The organism is Massilia sp. BKSP1R2A-1, from assembly GCF_050586525.1.
Taxonomy (GTDB): Bacteria; Pseudomonadota; Gammaproteobacteria; order Burkholderiales; family Burkholderiaceae_D; genus Telluria.
The window spans coordinates 231,348-248,909 of record NZ_JBOBRE010000003.1 but is presented as its reverse complement, the minus strand read 5'-3'; the positions used below and the strand labels follow the sequence as shown (position 1 = coordinate 248,909).

17 protein-coding genes and 1 tRNA gene are annotated in these 17,562 nt (G+C 63.0%); all 18 read left to right on the top strand.

The genetic code is table 11. From position 1 onward, the window contains the following. The first annotated feature begins 66 nt into the window (after nt 1–66). The 18 genes from ACQ7JA_RS06730 (at nt 67) to nuoN (ending at nt 17,559) form a co-directional block, all read left to right on the top strand. Entirely contained in the window at nt 67–1,050 is a 984-nt protein-coding gene (locus tag ACQ7JA_RS06730; protein WP_430895852.1) for an NAD(P)H-quinone oxidoreductase, read from the top strand. Between the two features lie 86 nt (nt 1,051–1,136). Continuing rightward, nucleotides 1,137–1,886: a triose-phosphate isomerase gene (gene tpiA, locus ACQ7JA_RS06725; RefSeq protein ID WP_430895839.1), complete on the top strand. Its 750-nt coding sequence runs from the start codon at nt 1,137–1,139 to the stop codon at nt 1,884–1,886. Nucleotides 1,887–1,948: 62 nt separating this feature from the next. Then, entirely contained in the window at nt 1,949–2,434 is a 486-nt protein-coding gene (gene secG / locus ACQ7JA_RS06720; protein WP_430895813.1) for a preprotein translocase subunit SecG, read from the top strand. 249 nt (nt 2,435–2,683) lie between these two features. Further along, nucleotides 2,684–2,768: transfer RNA gene (locus ACQ7JA_RS06715), tRNA-Leu, on the top strand. 224 nt (nt 2,769–2,992) lie between these two features. After that, complete coding sequence (locus tag ACQ7JA_RS06710; protein WP_430895811.1) at nt 2,993–3,352, top strand: NADH-quinone oxidoreductase subunit A; 360 nt, start codon at nt 2,993–2,995, stop codon at nt 3,350–3,352. Between the two features lie 3 nt (nt 3,353–3,355). After that, entirely contained in the window at nt 3,356–3,832 is a 477-nt protein-coding gene (locus tag ACQ7JA_RS06705) for a NuoB/complex I 20 kDa subunit family protein (RefSeq protein ID WP_020654624.1), read from the top strand. A gap of 15 nt (nt 3,833–3,847) precedes the next feature. Beyond that, complete coding sequence (locus ACQ7JA_RS06700; protein ID WP_430895809.1) at nt 3,848–4,441, top strand: NADH-quinone oxidoreductase subunit C; 594 nt, start codon at nt 3,848–3,850, stop codon at nt 4,439–4,441. Further along, nucleotides 4,441–5,694, top strand: a complete 1,254-nt coding sequence (locus tag ACQ7JA_RS06695; RefSeq protein WP_430895807.1) for an NADH-quinone oxidoreductase subunit D — start codon at nt 4,441–4,443, stop codon at nt 5,692–5,694. The genes ACQ7JA_RS06700 and ACQ7JA_RS06695 overlap by 1 nt, the downstream gene beginning before the upstream one ends. A gap of 14 nt (nt 5,695–5,708) precedes the next feature. Then, entirely contained in the window at nt 5,709–6,185 is a 477-nt protein-coding gene (gene nuoE / locus ACQ7JA_RS06690; RefSeq protein ID WP_159703735.1) for an NADH-quinone oxidoreductase subunit NuoE, read from the top strand. After that, nucleotides 6,182–7,477, top strand: a complete 1,296-nt coding sequence (nuoF, locus tag ACQ7JA_RS06685; protein WP_159703737.1) for an NADH-quinone oxidoreductase subunit NuoF — start codon at nt 6,182–6,184, stop codon at nt 7,475–7,477. Before nuoE ends, nuoF begins: the two co-directional genes overlap by 4 nt. A gap of 21 nt (nt 7,478–7,498) precedes the next feature. Further along, nucleotides 7,499–9,838: an NADH-quinone oxidoreductase subunit NuoG gene (nuoG, locus tag ACQ7JA_RS06680; RefSeq protein WP_430895804.1), complete on the top strand. Its 2,340-nt coding sequence runs from the start codon at nt 7,499–7,501 to the stop codon at nt 9,836–9,838. Further along, nucleotides 9,838–10,917: an NADH-quinone oxidoreductase subunit NuoH gene (gene nuoH / locus ACQ7JA_RS06675; protein WP_430895802.1), complete on the top strand. Its 1,080-nt coding sequence runs from the start codon at nt 9,838–9,840 to the stop codon at nt 10,915–10,917. Before nuoG ends, nuoH begins: the two co-directional genes overlap by 1 nt. A gap of 15 nt (nt 10,918–10,932) precedes the next feature. Then, nucleotides 10,933–11,421, top strand: coding sequence for an NADH-quinone oxidoreductase subunit NuoI (nuoI, locus tag ACQ7JA_RS06670; RefSeq protein WP_231059987.1), 489 nt, complete (start codon nt 10,933–10,935; stop codon nt 11,419–11,421). Nucleotides 11,422–11,441: 20 nt separating this feature from the next. Further along, on the top strand, nt 11,442–12,110 hold the full coding sequence (locus ACQ7JA_RS06665) for an NADH-quinone oxidoreductase subunit J (RefSeq protein WP_430895800.1): 669 nt from the start codon (nt 11,442–11,444) through the stop codon (nt 12,108–12,110). Beyond that, a complete protein-coding gene (nuoK, locus tag ACQ7JA_RS06660; protein WP_027863874.1) occupies nt 12,107–12,415 on the top strand; it encodes an NADH-quinone oxidoreductase subunit NuoK in 309 nt (102 codons plus the stop codon). The genes ACQ7JA_RS06665 and nuoK overlap by 4 nt, the downstream gene beginning before the upstream one ends. Before the next feature lie 39 nt (nt 12,416–12,454). Continuing rightward, nucleotides 12,455–14,515 (top strand): NADH-quinone oxidoreductase subunit L, encoded by a 2,061-nt coding sequence (nuoL, locus tag ACQ7JA_RS06655; protein WP_430895798.1) that lies wholly within the window; start codon nt 12,455–12,457, stop codon nt 14,513–14,515. 25 nt (nt 14,516–14,540) lie between these two features. Beyond that, complete coding sequence (locus ACQ7JA_RS06650) at nt 14,541–16,037, top strand: NADH-quinone oxidoreductase subunit M (protein ID WP_430895797.1); 1,497 nt, start codon at nt 14,541–14,543, stop codon at nt 16,035–16,037. A 16-nt stretch (nt 16,038–16,053) separates the two neighbouring features. Further along, nucleotides 16,054–17,559: an NADH-quinone oxidoreductase subunit NuoN gene (gene nuoN / locus ACQ7JA_RS06645; protein ID WP_430895796.1), complete on the top strand. Its 1,506-nt coding sequence runs from the start codon at nt 16,054–16,056 to the stop codon at nt 17,557–17,559. The last annotated feature ends 3 nt before the right edge of the window (nt 17,560–17,562 follow it).

Here is a 17,562-nt window from a genome sequence, read left to right as displayed (position 1 = left end):
GAAACCGGACGCGCAGGTTTTTCCTCCCTCCCTTACAATTGCGGTTTTTTCAACACGGGAGTGGACATGCGCGCCATCGAAATCACGCAGCCGGGCAAGCCCGACGTCCTCCAGCTGTGCGAACGCCCGACGCCGGCGCTGAAGCCGGGCGAAGTGCTGATCAAGGTGCACGCGGCCGGCATCAACCGGCCCGACGTGCTGCAGCGCCTGGGCAAATATCCGGTGCCGCCGGGCGCCTCCGACCTGCCGGGCCTGGAAGTGGCGGGCGAAATCGTCGACGGCGATTACGCAGCGGCCGGTTTTGCCAAGGGCGACATGGTCTGCGCGCTGGTGCAGGGCGGCGGCTATGCCGAATACTGCGCCGCGCCGGCCGGGCAGTGCCTGCCGGTCCCGCAAGGCCTGTCGCCGCTGGAAGCGGCTTCGCTGCCCGAAACCTTCTTCACCGTCTGGGCCAACGTCTTCGACCGCGCGCAGCTGGCGCCGGGCGAGACCCTGCTGGTGCAGGGCGGCACCTCCGGCATCGGCGTGACCGCGATCCAGCTGGCGGCCGCCCTCGGCCACCGCGTCTTCGCGACCGCCGGTTCCGACGAGAAATGCCGCGCCTGCGAAGGGCTGGGCGCGGAGCGCGGCATCAATTACAAGACCGAGGATTTTGCCGCGGTGGTGAAAGAACTGACGGGCGGGAAGGGCGTCGACGTCATCCTCGACATGGTCGCCGGCGACTATATCCCGCGCGAGATCGACTGCCTGGCCGACGACGGCCGCATCGCCCTGATCGCGCTGCTCGGTGGCGCCAAGGCCGAGATCGACCTCGGCCAGGTGCTGCGCCGCCGCCTACACATCAGCGGCTCGACGCTGCGCCCCCGTCCGGTCGCCTTCAAGGCGGCGATTGCCCGCAACTTGCGCGAGCGCGTATGGCCGCTGTTCGAACAGGGCAAACTCAAGCCGGTCATCTACCGGACTTTCCCGCTCGAGCAGGCGGCCGAGGCGCATGCGCTGATGGAATCGAGCACGCACGTGGGCAAGATCGTGCTCGACCTAAGGGCTTGAATCAAAAGGAAGTAGTCGGCTCAGCCATTGTTTGACCTCACCATTTTCGACCGCTAGAATAGCGGGTTATTTAACTGTAGGATCGTATGCGTCCAAAACTCGTCGTCGGTAACTGGAAAATGAACGGCAGCCGCGCGGCCAATGCCACGCTCCTGACCGGTATCCTCGAAGGCTTGCAGGATGCGAAGGCCGCCAGCGCGGTCTGCGTGCCGGCGCCTTATCTTCATCAGTGCCAGGATATCCTGACGGGATCCGCCCTGGCCTGGGGTGCCCAGGACGTGTCCTGCCAGCAGCCCGGCGCCTATACCGGCGAGGTGTGCGCCTCGATGCTGCAGGATTTCGGTTGCCGCTATGTGATCGTCGGCCACTCCGAGCGCCGCGCCTACCATGGCGAGACCAACGAGCTGGTGGCGCGCAAGGCGCAGTCGGCGCTGGACGCGGGCCTGACCCCGATCGTCTGCGTGGGCGAAACGCTGGTCCAGCGCGAAGCAGGGCAGACCATGGAAGTGGTCGGCGCCCAGCTGGATGCGGTGCTGGCGCAAGTCGGCCCGGCCGCGGTCGGCAAGCTGGTGGTGGCCTACGAACCCGTGTGGGCGATCGGCACCGGCAAGACGGCGACCCCGGCCATGGCCCAGGAAGTGCATGCCGCCCTGCGCGAAAAACTGCGCGCTTGCAACGCCGAAGCGGCGGAACACGTGCTGGTGCTGTACGGCGGCAGCATGAAGCCGGATAATGCGGCGGACCTGCTGGCGCAGCCGGACATCGATGGCGGCCTGATCGGTGGTGCAGCATTGAAGGCGGCGGATTTCCTCGCCATCATCGGCGCCGCGCAGTAAGACCACGCAGCAAGAACAATTAATAAGTATTTGAAACGCCTTAACTTGGAAATGGAATTGCAATGAGCACCTTCTTTAATCTGATTATTGTTGTGCAGGTCATTTCGGCCCTGGCCATCATCGGCCTGGTGCTGGTCCAGCACGGCAAGGGCGCCGACATGGGCGCCGCCTTTGGTTCGGGTGCTTCGGGCAGCCTGTTCGGCGCCTCCGGTTCGTCGAACTTCCTGTCGAAGTCGACCGCTGTCGCCGCCGCCATCTTCTTCGCCTCGACCCTGGCCCTGGCCTGGGTGGGCAACGACCGCGCCCGTCCGGGCACCGACGGTGGCGTGATGGAACGCGTGACCGTGCCGTCGTCGCAGGCCCCGGCTACCGGCATCCCGAGCGACGTGCCGGGTGCAGGCCCGAACGCCGGCGCCGCCACCGCCCCGGCCGTCCCGGTCAACGACATCCCGCAAACCCCGGGCGTGTCCAACTCGGCGCCGAGCACCGCCGCTCCGGCCGCTCCGGCTGCTCCGGCACCTGCCGCACCGGCTCCGGCCACCAAGTAATTACAGTCCTACATCGCCAGCCAGGCGTCGCACGCCTGTTCGCGATTAGCGGTAGAATGCGGCTCGCTGCGGGCCGCTCTCCCGCACAAAGCAGTAGATTGGCCGCGCTAAATAGCACTCATTCTCGATAGCACTGCAGGAAGGTTTGCAGTCATCAAAGAAATGTTGAGTAATTGCGTAAATTCCTTGTGATAGCGCAATTTGTGCATTGAAAAGTAGTGCTAAAGCAGGTTAAAATACTGGTCTCCAGCCGACGTGGTGAAATTGGTAGACACGCTATCTTGAGGGGGTAGTGGCGCAAGCTGTGCGAGTTCGAGTCTCGCCGTCGGCACCAAGAAAAATGAAAGAGCCAGCAAGGGCGCATGAGCGATCGCTCTCCTGCCTGAGCTGGCTTTTTTACGAGGATCAGTCGTACGGTCCTGGTGGCAATCTTCGGGAGGCGCCGCAAACCGGCCGCGCAACGCGCCGTAGGTTTGCGAGGCCATCCGGCCAGGTTCGCGCGATTCGGCGCTGCAGCCCTGCAGTGTTTCTTTAACCGATCGTTCAAATAGGCTTCACGTGAACCTCGAAAATTACTTCCCCGTCCTTCTCTTTATCCTGATTGGCATCGGCGTCGGCGTTGCCCCGCAGGTGCTCGGCCGCATCCTCGGCCCGCACCGCCCCGACGCAGCCAAGCTGTCCCCGTATGAATGCGGCTTCGAAGCCTTCGAAGATGCGCGCATGAAGTTCGACGTTCGCTACTACCTGGTGGCGATCCTGTTTATTTTGTTTGATCTGGAAACGGCATTCTTCTTCCCATGGGGCGTCTCGATGCGCGAACTGGGCTGGACCGGTTTCGTCACGATGATGGTGTTCATCGCCGAATTCGTCGTGGGTTTCTGGTACATCTGGAAGAAAGGTGCCCTTGATTGGGAATAAGCCATGGCAATTGAAGGCGTATTAAACGAAGGTTTCATTACCACCACAGCCGATAAGCTGATCAACTGGGCGCGCACGGGATCGATGTTCCCGATGACGTTCGGTCTGGCATGCTGCGCGGTCGAGATGATGCATGTGGGCGCTGCCCGCTACGATCTCGACCGCTTTGGCATTGTGTTCCGCCCCTCGCCGCGCCAGTCGGACGTCATGATCGTCGCCGGTACGCTGTGCAACAAGATGGCTCCCGCACTGCGCAAGGTGTACGACCAGATGGCCGAGCCGCGCTGGGTGATCTCGATGGGTTCCTGCGCCAACGGCGGCGGCTACTACCACTATTCGTACTCGGTGGTGCGCGGCTGCGACCGCATCGTGCCGGTCGACGTCTACGTGCCGGGCTGCCCGCCGACCGCGGAAGCCCTGCTGTACGGCATCATGCAGCTGCAGAACAAGATCAAGCGCACCAACACCATCGCGCGCTAAGAACAGCGAAACACCATGACGACGAAACTCGAAACCCTTGAACTCGCCCTGAAAAACGCACTGGGCGAGGGCGCTGCGATTAGCTCGGCGCTGGGCGAAGTGACTGTGGTGGTCAAGGCCGCCGACTACATCAAGTCGATGCAGACCCTGCGCGACGACCCGCTACTCCGCTTCGAAGAAATGATCGACCTGTGCGGTGTCGACTACTCGCAATACGGCGAAGGCACCTGGGACGGCGCCCGCTTCGCGGTGGTCGTGCACCTGCTGTCGCTGGAGCACAACTGGCGCGTGCGTGTGCGCGTGTTCTGCCCGGACGACGACATGCCCCTGGTCGAATCGATCACCCCGATCTGGCGCGCCGCCAACTGGTTCGAACGCGAAGCCTTCGACCTGTTCGGCATCCTGTTCGACGGCCACGGCGACCTGCGCCGCATCCTGACCGACTACGGCTTCATCGGCCACCCGTTCCGCAAGGACTTCCCGATCACGGGCTATGTCGAGATGCGCTACGACCCTGAACAGAAACGCGTGATCTACCAACCGGTGACGATCGAACCGCGCGAGAACATCCCGCGCGTGATCCGCGAAGAAACCTACGGGACGAAATAATGGCTGAGCTTAAGAATTACACCCTGAACTTTGGTCCGCAGCACCCGGCAGCGCACGGCGTGCTGCGCCTCGTGCTGGAACTGGACGGCGAAGTGATCCAGCGCGCCGACCCGCACATCGGCCTGCTGCACCGCGGCACCGAGAAGCTGGCCGAGACCCGCACCTACCTGCAATCGGTCCCGTACATGGACCGCCTCGACTACGTGTCGATGATGTGCAACGAGCACGGCTACGTGCTGGCGATCGAGAAGCTGCTGGGCATCGAAGCCCCGGTCCGCGCCCAGTACATCCGCACGATGTTCGACGAGATCACCCGCATCCTGAACCACCTGATGTGGCTGGGCGCGCACGCGCTCGACATCGGCGCCATGGGTCCCTTCCTGTACGCCTTCCGTGACCGCGAAGACCTGTTCGACGTCTACGAAGCCGTGTCGGGCGCGCGCATGCACGCGGCCTACTACCGTCCGGGCGGCGTCTACCGCGACCTGCCGGACCGTATGCCGCAGCACAAGGAATCGCCGATCCGCTCGAAGAAAGCGATCGACGAGCTGAACCGCGACCGCCAGGGTTCGGTGCTGGACTTCCTCGACGCCTTCACCAAGCGCTTCGACGGCTACGTCGACGAATACGAAACCCTGCTGACCGATAACCGTATCTGGAAGCAGCGTACCGTCGGCATCGGCGTGGTCTCGCCGGAAGACGCGAAGGCGATGGGCTTCACCGGCGCCATGCTGCGCGGTTCGGGCGTGGCCTGGGACCTGCGCAAGAAGCAGCCGTACGCCGCCTACGACAAGGTCGAGTTCGACATCCCGGTCGGCACCAACGGCGACTCCTACGACCGCTACCTGGTCCGCATCGAAGAAATGCGCCAGTCGAACCGCATCATCAAGCAGTGCATCGCCTGGCTGCGCGTGAACCAGGGTCCGGTGATGATCGACAACAACAAGATCGCCCCGCCGAGCCGCATGGACATGAAGTCCAATATGGAATCGCTGATCCACCACTTCAAGCTGTTCACCGAAGGCTTCCACGTGCCGGAAGGCGAGGCCTATGCGGCGGTCGAGCACCCGAAGGGCGAGTTCGGCATCTACATCGTGTCGGACGGCGCCAACAAGCCGTATCGCCTGAAGATCCGCACCCCGGACTACGTCCACCTGCAGAGCCTCGACGAAATGTCGCGCGGCCACATGATCGCCGACGCCGTCGCGATCATCGGTACCCAGGACATCGTGTTCGGCAGCATCGACCGGTAAGAAGGACAAAGAAAATGTTATCGCAGGAATGCTATAAAAAAATCGATCGCGAGCTGGCCAAGTACCCAGCCGATCAACGCCAGTCGGCCGTGATGGCCTCGCTGGCCCACGCCCAGGTCGAACTGGGCTGGCTGTCGCCGGAAACCATGCAGGAAATCGCCGACTACATCCGCATGCCGGCCATCGCCGTGCAGGAAGTCGCGACGTTCTACAACATGTACAACCTGAAGCCGGTCGGCAAGGCCAAGATCACGGTCTGCACCAACCTGCCTTGCGCCCTGTCGGGCGGCGAGCGCGCTGGCCAGCGCATCAAGGATGCGCTCGGCATCGACTACCGCGAAACCACCGCCGACGGCAAGTTCACCCTGCTGGAAGGCGAGTGCATGGGCGCCTGCGGCGACGCACCGGTGATGCTGGTGAATAACCACCGCATGTGCTCGTTCATGAGCGACGAGAAGATCGACGCCCTGCTTGAGGAACTGAACAAATGACCAGCCTGCACGACCGTCACATCAATCCGCTGATCCTGAAGGATCTGAACGGCGAGAACTGGCACCTTGAAGACTACGTCAAGCGCGGCGGCTATTCGGCCCTGCGCAAGATCCTCGAAGGCGGCGTCACCCAGGAACAGGTCATCGCCGACCTGAAGGCCTCGGGCCTGCGCGGCCGCGGCGGCGCCGGTTTCCCGACCGGCCTGAAGTGGAGCTTCATGCCGCGCCAGTTCCCTGGCCAGAAATACCTCGTCTGCAACACCGACGAAGGCGAGCCAGGTACCTTCAAGGACCGCGACATCATCCGCTACAACCCGCACGCGCTGATCGAAGGCATGGCCATCGGCGCCTACGCGATGGGCATCACCGTGGGCTACAACTACATCCACGGCGAGATCTTCCAGGAGTACCTGCGCTTCGAAGAGGCGCTGGAAGAGGCGCGCGCCGCCGGCTTCCTGGGCGATAACATCATGGGCTCGAACTTCTCGTTCCAGCTGCATGCCCACCACGGCTACGGCGCCTACATCTGCGGCGAAGAAACCGCGCTGCTCGAGTCGCTCGAAGGCAAGAAGGGCCAGCCGCGCTTCAAGCCGCCGTTCCCGGCCTCGTTCGGCCTGTACGGCAAGCCGACCACGATCAACAACACCGAGACCTTCGCGGCCGTCCCGTTCCTGCTGAATATGGGCCCGGAAAACTACATGGCCCTCGGCAAGCCGAACAACGGCGGCACCAAGATCTTCTCGATCTCGGGCGACGTCGAGCGTCCGGGCAACTACGAAGTCCCGCTGGGCACCCCCTTCGCCAAGCTGATGGAGCTGGCAGGCGGCATGCGCGGCGGCAAGAAGATCAAGGCTGTCATCCCGGGTGGTTCGTCGGCGCCGGTGATCCGCGGCGAGGTCATGATGGATACCGACCTCGACTACGACTCGATCGCCAAGGCCGGTTCGATGCTGGGTTCGGGCGCCGTGATCGTCATGGACGAAACCCGCTGCATGGTCAAGTCGCTGCTGCGTCTCTCGTACTTCTACTACGAGGAATCCTGCGGCCAGTGCACCCCGTGCCGTGAAGGCACCGGCTGGATGTACCGCATGGTCCACCGTATCGAACACGGCAAGGGCCGTCCGGAAGACATGGACCTGCTGAACAACATCGCCTTCAACATCAAGGGCCGCACCATTTGCGCCCTGGGCGACGCCGCTGCGATGCCTGTTGAAGCCATGATCAAGAACTTCCGCGAGGAATTCGAATATCACATCGAGCACAAGCATTGCCTCGTGCCCGCATACCTTTAAACCAGGTCAGGTAACGATCAAATGGTTGAAATTGAATTAGACGGCAAAAAAGTCGAAGTCGCACCAGGTTCCATGGTGATGGACGCCGCAAACAAACTCGGGACCTATATCCCGCACTTCTGCTATCACAAGAAACTGTCGATCGCAGCGAACTGCCGCATGTGCCTGGTCGAAGTCGAGAAGGCGCCGAAGCCGCTGCCGGCCTGCGCGACCCCGGTCTCGCCCGGCATGATCGTGCGCACCCACAGCGACAAGGCGGTGCAGGCGCAGAAGTCGGTGATGGAGTTCCTCCTGATTAACCACCCGCTGGATTGCCCGATCTGCGACCAGGGCGGCGAATGCCAGCTGCAGGATCTGGCCGTCGGCTATGGCAAGAGCGGTTCGCGCTATGCCGAAGAGAAGCGCGTGGTGGCCCCGAAAGAGGCCGGCCCGCTGATCTCGATGGAAGAGATGTCGCGTTGCATCCAGTGCACCCGTTGCGTGCGCTTCGGCCAGGAAGTGGCCGGCGTGATGGAATTCGGCATGGTCGGCCGCGGCGAGCACTCGGAGATCACCACGTTTGTGGGCAAGACCGTCGACTCGGAAGTGTCGGGCAATATGATCGACCTGTGCCCGGTCGGCGCGCTCACCTCCAAGCCTTTCCGTTATTCCGCACGTCCGTGGGAACTGCAGCGCCGCAAGTCGATCGCGCCGCACGATTCGCTGGGCTCGAACCTGATCGTCCAGGTCAAGGGCGGCAAGGTCATGCGCGTGCTGCCGCTGGAAAACGAAGCCATCAACGAATGCTGGATCTCGGACAAGGACCGCTTCTCCTACGAGGCGCTGGACAATGCCGACCGCCTCACCAACCCGATGATCAAGCAGGGTGGCGTGTGGCAGGAGACCGACTGGCAGACCGCGCTGGAATACGTGGCCCACGGCCTGCGTAACATCCGCCACGAGCACGGCGCCGACAGCATCGCTGCCGTCGCGACCCCGCACTCGACGCTGGAAGAACTCTACCTGCTGAACAAGATGACCCGCGGCATTGGCTCGGACAACATCGAGTTCCGCCTGCGCCAGAGCGACTTCGCCCTGGACGGCCAGGTCACCCCATGGCTGGGCATGCCGATTGCGAACTTCTCGCAACTGAAGCGCGCCTTCGTCATCGGCTCGAACCTGCGCAAGGACCACCCGCTGGTCGCGACCCGCCTGCGTACCGCCACCAAAGGCGGCGCCAAGCTGTCGCTGCTGCAGTCGAGCGACGACGATCTGCTCATGCCGATCGCGAACAAGCTGATCGCTGCGCCGACCGACTGGCTGGCTGCACTGTCGGAAGTCGTGTCGGCCGTCGCCGGCGCGAAAAATGTCGCTGCTCCGAGCGGCTTCGAGAACGTGGAAGCAGGGGAGGCCGCCAAGGCGATCGCCGCGACCCTGGTCGGCCAGGAATCACCGGGCGCCGTCCTGATCGGTAACGCTGCCTCCTACCATCCGCAGGCTTCGAAGATCCACGCTGCTGCGCAATGGATCGCCGAGCAGACCGGCTGCTCCTTCGGCTACCTGGTCGATGCCGCCAACACGGTCGGCGGCCACATCGTCGGCGCAACCGGCAAGGGCGAAGCAGTGTTCTCGTCGCCGAAGAAAGCCTATGTGCTGCTGAACGCGGAACCGGAACTGGATGCGGCCAACCCGCAGCAGGCCAGGGCCGCACTGGATGCCGCCGAAATGGTCGTCGCCATGTCCGCCTTCAAGCACGGCATGGACTTCGCCGACGTGCTGCTGCCGATCTCGCCGTTCAGCGAGACCGCCGGCACCTTCGTGAACTGCGAAGGCCGCGCACAGAGCTTCAACGGCACCGTGCGTCCGCTGGGCGAAACCCGTCCGGCCTGGAAAGTACTGCGCGTGCTGGGCAACCTGCTGGGCCTGTCGGGCTTCGACTACGAGACTTCGGAATCGATCCGTGACGAAGCCATCGGCAAGGGCAATACCGATCTGTCGGCCAAGCTGAACAACGTCGCCAAGCTGGCGCCGACCGCTGGTTCGTACGCACCGGCCGGCCAGCTCGAACGCGTCGCCGACCTGCCGATCTACTTCACCGACGCGCTGTCGCGCCGTTCGGAACCGCTGCAGCGCACCGCCGACGCCAATGCGCCGCTGGTGACCCTGTCGAAGGCCGTCGCCGAGCAGATCGGTGTGCAGTCGGGCGACCTGGTCCGCGTGTCGCAGGGTTCGGGCAGCGCCGTATTGGCCGCGACCGTGGATGCACGCCTGCCGTCGAACGCGGTGCGCGTGGCCGCCGGCCACCCGGCCGTCGCCACCCTGGGCGCGATGTTCGGTTCGATCAATGTTGAAAAAGCTGTTGCACAAGGAGGCGGCAAATAATGGCAACGCCCGGTTTTATCGATACGCTGAACGCCGGCGGGGCTGACCTCCTCGGCCCGGTCTGGCCGCTGGCCTGGAACGTCCTCAAGATCGTCGTGGTGCTGCTGCCGCTGATGGGTCTGGTGGCCTACCTGACCCTGTGGGAGCGCAAGCTGATCGGCTGGATCCAGATCCGCGTGGGCCCGAACCGCGTGGGTCCTGGCGGCCTGCTGCAGCCGATCGCCGACGCGGTCAAGCTGCTGCTCAAGGAAATCGTCATCCCGACCAAGGCCAACCGCAGCCTGTTCGTGATCGGTCCGATCATGACCATCATGCCGGCCCTGGCCGCATGGGCGGTGGTGCCCTTCGGTCCGCAAGCCGCGCTGGCCAACGTCAACGCCGGCCTGCTGTTCCTGATGGCGATCACCTCGATGGAAGTCTACGGCATCATCATCGCCGGCTGGGCTTCGAACTCGAAGTACTCCTTCATGGGCGCCATGCGCGCCTCGGCACAGATGATTTCGTATGAAATCCCGATCGGTTTCGTGCTGGTCGTGGTGCTGATGGTGACCGGCAGCCTGAACATGACGGACATCGTGACCAGCCAGCAGGCGGGCACCTTCGCCGGCATGGGCCTGAATTTCCTGTCGTGGAACTGGCTGCCGCTGCTGCCGCTGTTCGTCATCTACTTCGTGTCCGGCCTGGCCGAATGCAACCGCCACCCCTTCGACGTGGTGGAAGGCGAGTCGGAGATCGTCGCCGGCCACATGGTCGAGTACTCGGGCATGTCCTACGCGATGTTCATGCTGGCCGAATACGCCAACATGATCCTGATCTCGACCCTGTGCGCGATCCTGTTCCTGGGCGGCTGGTCGGCACCGTTCAGCTTCCTGGAATTCGGCGCGATCGGCGGCTTCTTCTGGCTGTTCCTGAAGATGTTCATCATGGTTTCGCTGATGATCTGGGTCCGCGGCACCTTCCCGCGCTACCGCTATGACCAGATCATGCGCCTGGGCTGGAAAGTCTTCATCCCGCTGACCCTGATCTGGCTGGTGCTGGTCGCCGCCTGGATGCAGACGCCGTGGAACATCTGGAAGTAAGAGAGCAAAACCAACATGAATCGGATTAAAGAAATCGTCGGCAGCCTGATGCTGTCCGAACTCTTCAAGGGCCTGGCCCTGACCGGCAAGTACGCGCTGTCGCGCAAGATCACGGTCCAGTACCCGGAAGAGAAGACGCCGATGTCGAACCGCTTCCGCGGCCTGCACGCCCTGCGTCGCTACCCCAACGGGGAAGAGCGCTGCATCGCCTGCAAGCTGTGCGAAGCCGTGTGCCCGGCAATGGCGATCACGATCGAATCGGCGCAGCGCGAAGACGGCACCCGCCGCACCACGCGCTACGACATCGACCTGACCAAGTGCATCTTCTGCGGCTTCTGCGAAGAGTCCTGCCCGGTCGACTCGATCGTGGAAACCCACGTGCTGGAATACCACGGCGAAAAACGCGGCGATCTCTACTACACCAAAGAGATGCTGCTCGCCGTGGGCGACCGCTACGAAGCCGACATCGCTGCCGCTCGCGAAGCGGACGCGAAGTACCGATAAGAAGAGGCTGAAAAAAAGTCATGGAATTCACTACTTTCCTGTTCTACGCGTTCGCCGCCATCACGGTGCTGGCGAGTCTGCGCGTCATCACCACCAAGAACCCGGTCCACGCCGCGCTGTTCCTGGTGCTGGCCTTCTTCAACGTGGCCGGTATCTGGCTGCTGCTGAAGGCCGAGTTCCTGGCCATCGTGCTGGTGCTGGTCTACGTCGGCGCCGTGATGGTGCTGTTCCTCTTCGTCGTCATGATGCTCGACATTAATATCGACCGCATGCGCGAAGGCTTCTGGGGTTACCTGCCGGTCGCGTCGGGCGTCGGCGCCCTGATCGTGCTCGAGATGGCCGCCGTGCTGTACCGTTCGTACAGCCAGACCGACCTGTCGGCCGAGGCCGCCGCGCTGAACATCGGCGGCACCAAGGAACTGGGCCTGCTGATCTACACCAAGTACATCTACGGCTTCGAGATCGCGGCCGTGATCCTGCTGGTGGCGATCATCGCCGCAGTCGCCCTGACCCTGCGCAAGCGCAAGGACACCAAAGCAATCGACCCGGGCCTCGCCGTCCGCGTCAAGCGTAACGACCGCCTGCGCATCGTCAAGATGGATGCGGTCAACCAGCGCGCGATCGACGAAGCAGCCGCCCAGAAAGCTGCTGCGGAAGCTGCCGCTGCTGCACCGAAGGAGGCACCATGACTTTGTCGCTCGCACACTACCTGATCCTGGGCGCGATCCTGTTCGCGATCTCGGTGATCGGGATCTTCCTGAACCGGAAGAACATCATCATCCTGCTGATGGCTGTCGAACTGATGCTGCTGGCGGTGAACCTGAACTTCGTCGCGTTCTCGCATTACCTGGGAGACGCGGCGGGGCAGATCTTCGTGTTCTTCATTCTGACCGTCGCGGCCGCCGAATCGGCGATCGGCCTGGCGATCCTGGTGGTCCTGTTCCGCAATCTGGACACGATCAATGTGGAAGACCTCGACAGCCTCAAGGGCTGATGGTCTCGGCTTGATAAACAATAACGATTAAGGTTCAACATGGCGGGGCAACTCTCTTCCTCAATGTTACTGGCGGTGCCTCTGGCGCCGCTGGCGGGCTCGGCGATCGCCGGCCTGCTCGGCACCAAGTTCTTCGGCAATGTGGTCGGCCGCAAGGTGTCGCATACGGCGACCATCCTGGGCGTGCTGATCGCGCTGATCATCTCGGTCCAGACCCTGATGGCGGTGCTGGACGGCGCCACTTTCAATGAAGACATCTATACCTGGATGACCGTCGGCACGCTCAAGCTGGCCGTCGGCTTCCAGATCGACACGCTGTCGGCAATGATGATGTGCGTGGTGACCTCGGTCTCCCTGATGGTCCACATCTACACGATCGGCTACATGGCCGAGGACGAAGGCTACAACCGCTTCTTCTCGTACATCTCGCTGTTCACCTTCGCGATGCTGATGCTGGTCATGTCCAACAACTTCCTGCAGCTGTTCTTCGGCTGGGAAGCGGTGGGCCTGGTCTCGTATCTGCTGATCGGCTTCTGGTACACCCGTCCGACCGCGATCTTCGCGAACATGAAGGCCTTCCTGGTCAACCGCGTGGGTGACTTCGGCTTCATCCTCGGTATCGGCCTGCTGCTGGCCGCGTCGGGCTCGATGCAGTACACCGACGTCTTCGCGCAAGCCGACAAGCTGTCGCAGATGACCGTGCCCGGCATCGGCTGGCCTCTCTTGACGGCAGCCTGCATCTGCCTGTTCATCGGCGCGATGGGTAAATCGGCGCAGTTCCCGCTGCACGTCTGGCTGCCGGACTCGATGGAAGGCCCGACCCCGATCTCGGCGCTGATCCACGCGGCAACCATGGTTACCGCCGGCATCTTCATGGTGTCGCGCATGTCGCCACTGTTCGAGCTGTCGGACGGCGCTCTGTCCTTCATGATCGTGATCGGCTCGATCACCGCGCTGTTCATGGGTTTCCTGGGCATCATCCAGAACGACATCAAGCGCGTGGTCGCTTACTCGACCCTGTCGCAGCTGGGCTACATGACCGTGGCGCTGGGCGCCTCGGCCTACTCGGTCGCCGTGTTCCACCTGATGACCCACGCCTTCTTCAAGGCCCTGCTGTTCCTCGGCGCCGGTTCGGTCATCATCGGCATGCACCACGACCAGGACATGCGCAACATGGGCGGTCTGCGCAAGTACATGCCGATCACCTGGATCACTTCGCTGCTGGGCTCGCTGGCCCTGATCGGTACCCCGTTCTTCTCCGGCTTCTACTCGAAGGATTCGATCATCGAAGCGGTGCACGCAACCACGATCCCGGGCGCTGGCTTCGCCAACTTCGCGGTGCTGGCAGGCGTGTTCATCACGGCCTTCTACTCCTTCCGCATGTACTTCCTGGTGTTCCATGGCGAATCGCGCTGGAACCATCCGGCCAAGCACAGCGAAGGCCACGATTCGGATGCGCACCATGAGGAAGACGACCACCACGATGACCACCACCACCATGGTCTGCAGCCGGGCGACAAGCCGCACGAATCGCCGCTGGTCGTGACCCTGCCGCTGATCCTGCTGGCGATCCCGTCGGTCATCATCGGCTACCTGGCGATCGGCCCGATGCTGCATGGCGACTTCTTCAAGGGCGTCATCACCGTCAACCCGAGCCACCCGGCCATGGCCGAACTGAACGAGATGTTCCACGGCGCCGGCGCGATGGCCATCCACGGCCTGCAGACCGCACCGTTCTGGCTGGCACTGGCAGGCGTTGTCGCGGCTTACTACTGCTACATGGTCAACCCGCGCGTGCCGGCCTGGTTCTATGCCAAGTTCAAGCCGCTGCACACCCTGCTGGACAACAAGTACTACATGGACAAGTTCAACGATGTCGTGTTCGCCGGCGGCGCACGCGCCATCGGTGGCGGCCTGTGGAAAGTGGGCGACCGCGGCCTGATCGACGGTCTGCTGGTCAACGGTTCGGCCAAGCTGGTCGGCTGGTTCTCGACGATCACCCGTACCTTCCAGACGGGCTACATCTATCACTACGCATTCGTGATGATCGTCGGCGTGCTGGCGACCCTGCTGTGGTTCTTCCCGTTCTGGCGCGGTTAATCGGGTTCGATAAGAAAAGCGAAAAATGATGCAGTCAATTTCTACATTTCCTCCTTACCTGAGCCTGTCGATCTGGCTCCCGATCGTCTTCGGCCTGATCGTCCTGGCCGTCGGCCGCGACAAGAACGCCGGCTTCACCCGCCTGCTGTCGCTGGTGGGCGCGGTGGTCAGCTTCCTGCCGACCCTGCCGCTGATCATGAACTTCGACAATGCCGCCCACGGCATGCAGTTCTATGAGTCGGCCAGCTGGATCGAACGCTTCAATGTGTTCTACAAGCTGGGCGTCGACGGCCTGTCGCTGTGGTTCGTGCCGCTGACCGCCTTCATCACCATCATCGTGGTGCTGGCAGCCTGGCAGGTGATCGAAGAGCGTGTCGGCCAGTACATGGGTTCCTTCCTGATCCTGTCGGGCCTGATGATCGGCGTGTTCGCCTCGCTGGACGGCCTGCTGTTCTACTTCTTCTTCGAAGCCACGCTGATCCCGATGTACATCATCATCGGCGTGTTCGGCGGCCCGAATCGCGTGTACGCAGCATTCAAGTTCTTCCTGTACACCTTCTTCGGCTCGCTGCTGACCCTGGTCGCGATCATCTACCTGTACAACCAGTCGGGTTCCTTCGACATCCTGGCATGGCACAAGCTGCCGCTGACGATGAACGAGCAGATCCTGATCTTCATCGCCTTCTTCATGGCCTTCGCCGTGAAGGTCCCGATGTGGCCGGTGCACACCTGGCTGCCGGACGCCCACGTGGAAGCGCCGACCGGCGGTTCCGTCGTGCTGGCCGCGATCATGCTGAAGCTGGGCGCCTATGGCTTCCTGCGATTCTCGCTGCCGATCGCCCCGGACGCCTCGCAGTACCTGGCCCCGGTCGTGATCGTGCTGTCGCTGGTCGCCGTGATCTACATCGGCCTCGTCGCCCTGGTCCAGAAGGACATGAAGAAACTGGTCGCTTACTCGTCGATCGCCCACATGGGCTTCGTCACCCTGGGCTTCTTCATGTTCAACGACCTGGGCGTGCAGGGCGGCCTGATGCAGTCGATCTCGCACGGCTTCGTGTCGGGCGCGATGTTCCTGTGCATCGGCGTGCTGTACGACCGCGTCCACTCGCGTGAAATCGCCGACTACGGCGGCGTCGTGAACACGATGCCGAAGTTCGCCGCCTTCGCCGTGCTGTTCTCGATGGCCAACGCCGGCCTGCCGGCCACCTCCGGCTTCATCGGCGAATTCATGGTCATCCTGGGCGCCGTCGAATTCAACTTCTGGACCGGCCTGCTGTCGGGCACCGCCCTGATCCTGGGCGCCGCCTACTCGCTGTGGATGGTCAAGCGCGTCGTGTTCGGCCCGGTGGTGCACAAGCACGTCGCCGAACTGACCGACCTGAACGGCCGCGAATTCGCCATCCTGGGCGTGCTGGCGATCGCCACCCTGTGGATGGGCCTGTACCCGGCGCCGATCGGCGATACCCTGCAGGTCTCGGTCACCGATCTCCTGCAACACGTCGCAGTCAGCAAAGTGCCTTAAATAAGCCATGAATGAAATGAACTCTACTCTGTTAGCAGCGGCCGACACCAATCTGGCGCCGGTCTATGCCGAAATCTTCCTGCTGATCGCGGCCTCCGCGATCCTGCTGATCGACATGTTCCTGAAGGAGGGCAAGCGCAACCTGACGTATGTGCTGACCCTGCTGGCCATCTTCGGCTGCGGCGTGCTCACCTTCGCCGACATGAACAGCGGCGCCACCGTCTATACCTTCAGCGGTATGTACGTGGCGGACCCGATGTCCAACCTGCTCAAGCTGGTGACCTACGTGGCCACCGCCATGACCCTGGTGTATTCGCGCCAATATGCGGGCGACCGCGCCATGATGTCCGGTAACCTGGGCGGCGAGTTCTACGTGCTCGCGCTGTTCTCGATGCTGGGCCAGATGATCATGATCTCGGGCAACAGCATGCTCACGCTCTACCTGGGCGTGGAACTGATGTCGCTGTCGCTGTACGCCCTGGTGGCGATGCGCCGCGACCACGCGATCTCGACCGAAGCCGCGATGAAGTACTTCATCCTGGGCGCGCTGTCCTCGGGCTTCCTGCTGTACGGCATGTCGATGATCTACGGCGCCACCGGCGCCCTGAACATCGACGCCATCCAGGCTGCGAGCTCGGCTGCAGGCGCGAATTCGACCATCCTGGTGTTCGGCCTGGTGTTCGTCGTCGCCGGCCTGGCCTTCAAGCTGGGCGTGGTCCCGTTCCACATGTGGGTTCCGGACGTGGTGCAGGGCGCCCCGACCGCCGTCACCCTGCTGCTGGGCGGCGCACCGAAGCTGGCGACCTTCGCCATGGTGATCCGCCTGCTGGTGGAAGCACTGCCGGCCATGGCCTTCGACTGGCAGCAGATGCTGCTGGTGCTGGCCGTGCTGTCGCTGGCCGTGGGTAACATCACCGCGATCGCGCAGACCAACATCAAGCGCATGCTGGCCTACTCGACCATCGCCCAGATGGGCTTCGTGGTGCTGGGCATGATGACCGGCGTGGTCAACGGCGACAACAGCGATGCAGCCTCGTCGTACAGCGCCGCCATGTACTACACCATCACCTACGTCCTGACCACGGTCGGCAGCTTCGGCCTGATCATGATGCTGGCGCGCGCCGGCCACGAAGCCGAGACCATCGCCGACTTCAAGGGCCTGGGCAAGCGTTCGCCGTGGTTCGCGATCGTCATGACCATCCTGATGTTCTCGCTGGCCGGCGTGCCGCCGATGGTGGGCTTCATGGCCAAGTGGGCGGTCCTGCAGGCCGTCGCCAACGCGGGCATGGTGTGGCTGGCCGTCGTCGCCGTGCTGTTCTCGCTGGTCGGCGCCTTCTACTACCTGCGCATCGTCAAGACCATCTGGTTCGACGAAGCCGCGGATACCGCAGCGATCGACACCCCGGCCGACATGCGCATCGTGATGTCGCTCAACGGCCTGGCCGTGGTCGTGCTGGGTATCGTCCCGGGCTGGCTGCTGGCGGTGTGCTACAGCACCATGCAGGCAACCCTCGCGAAGTAAGCG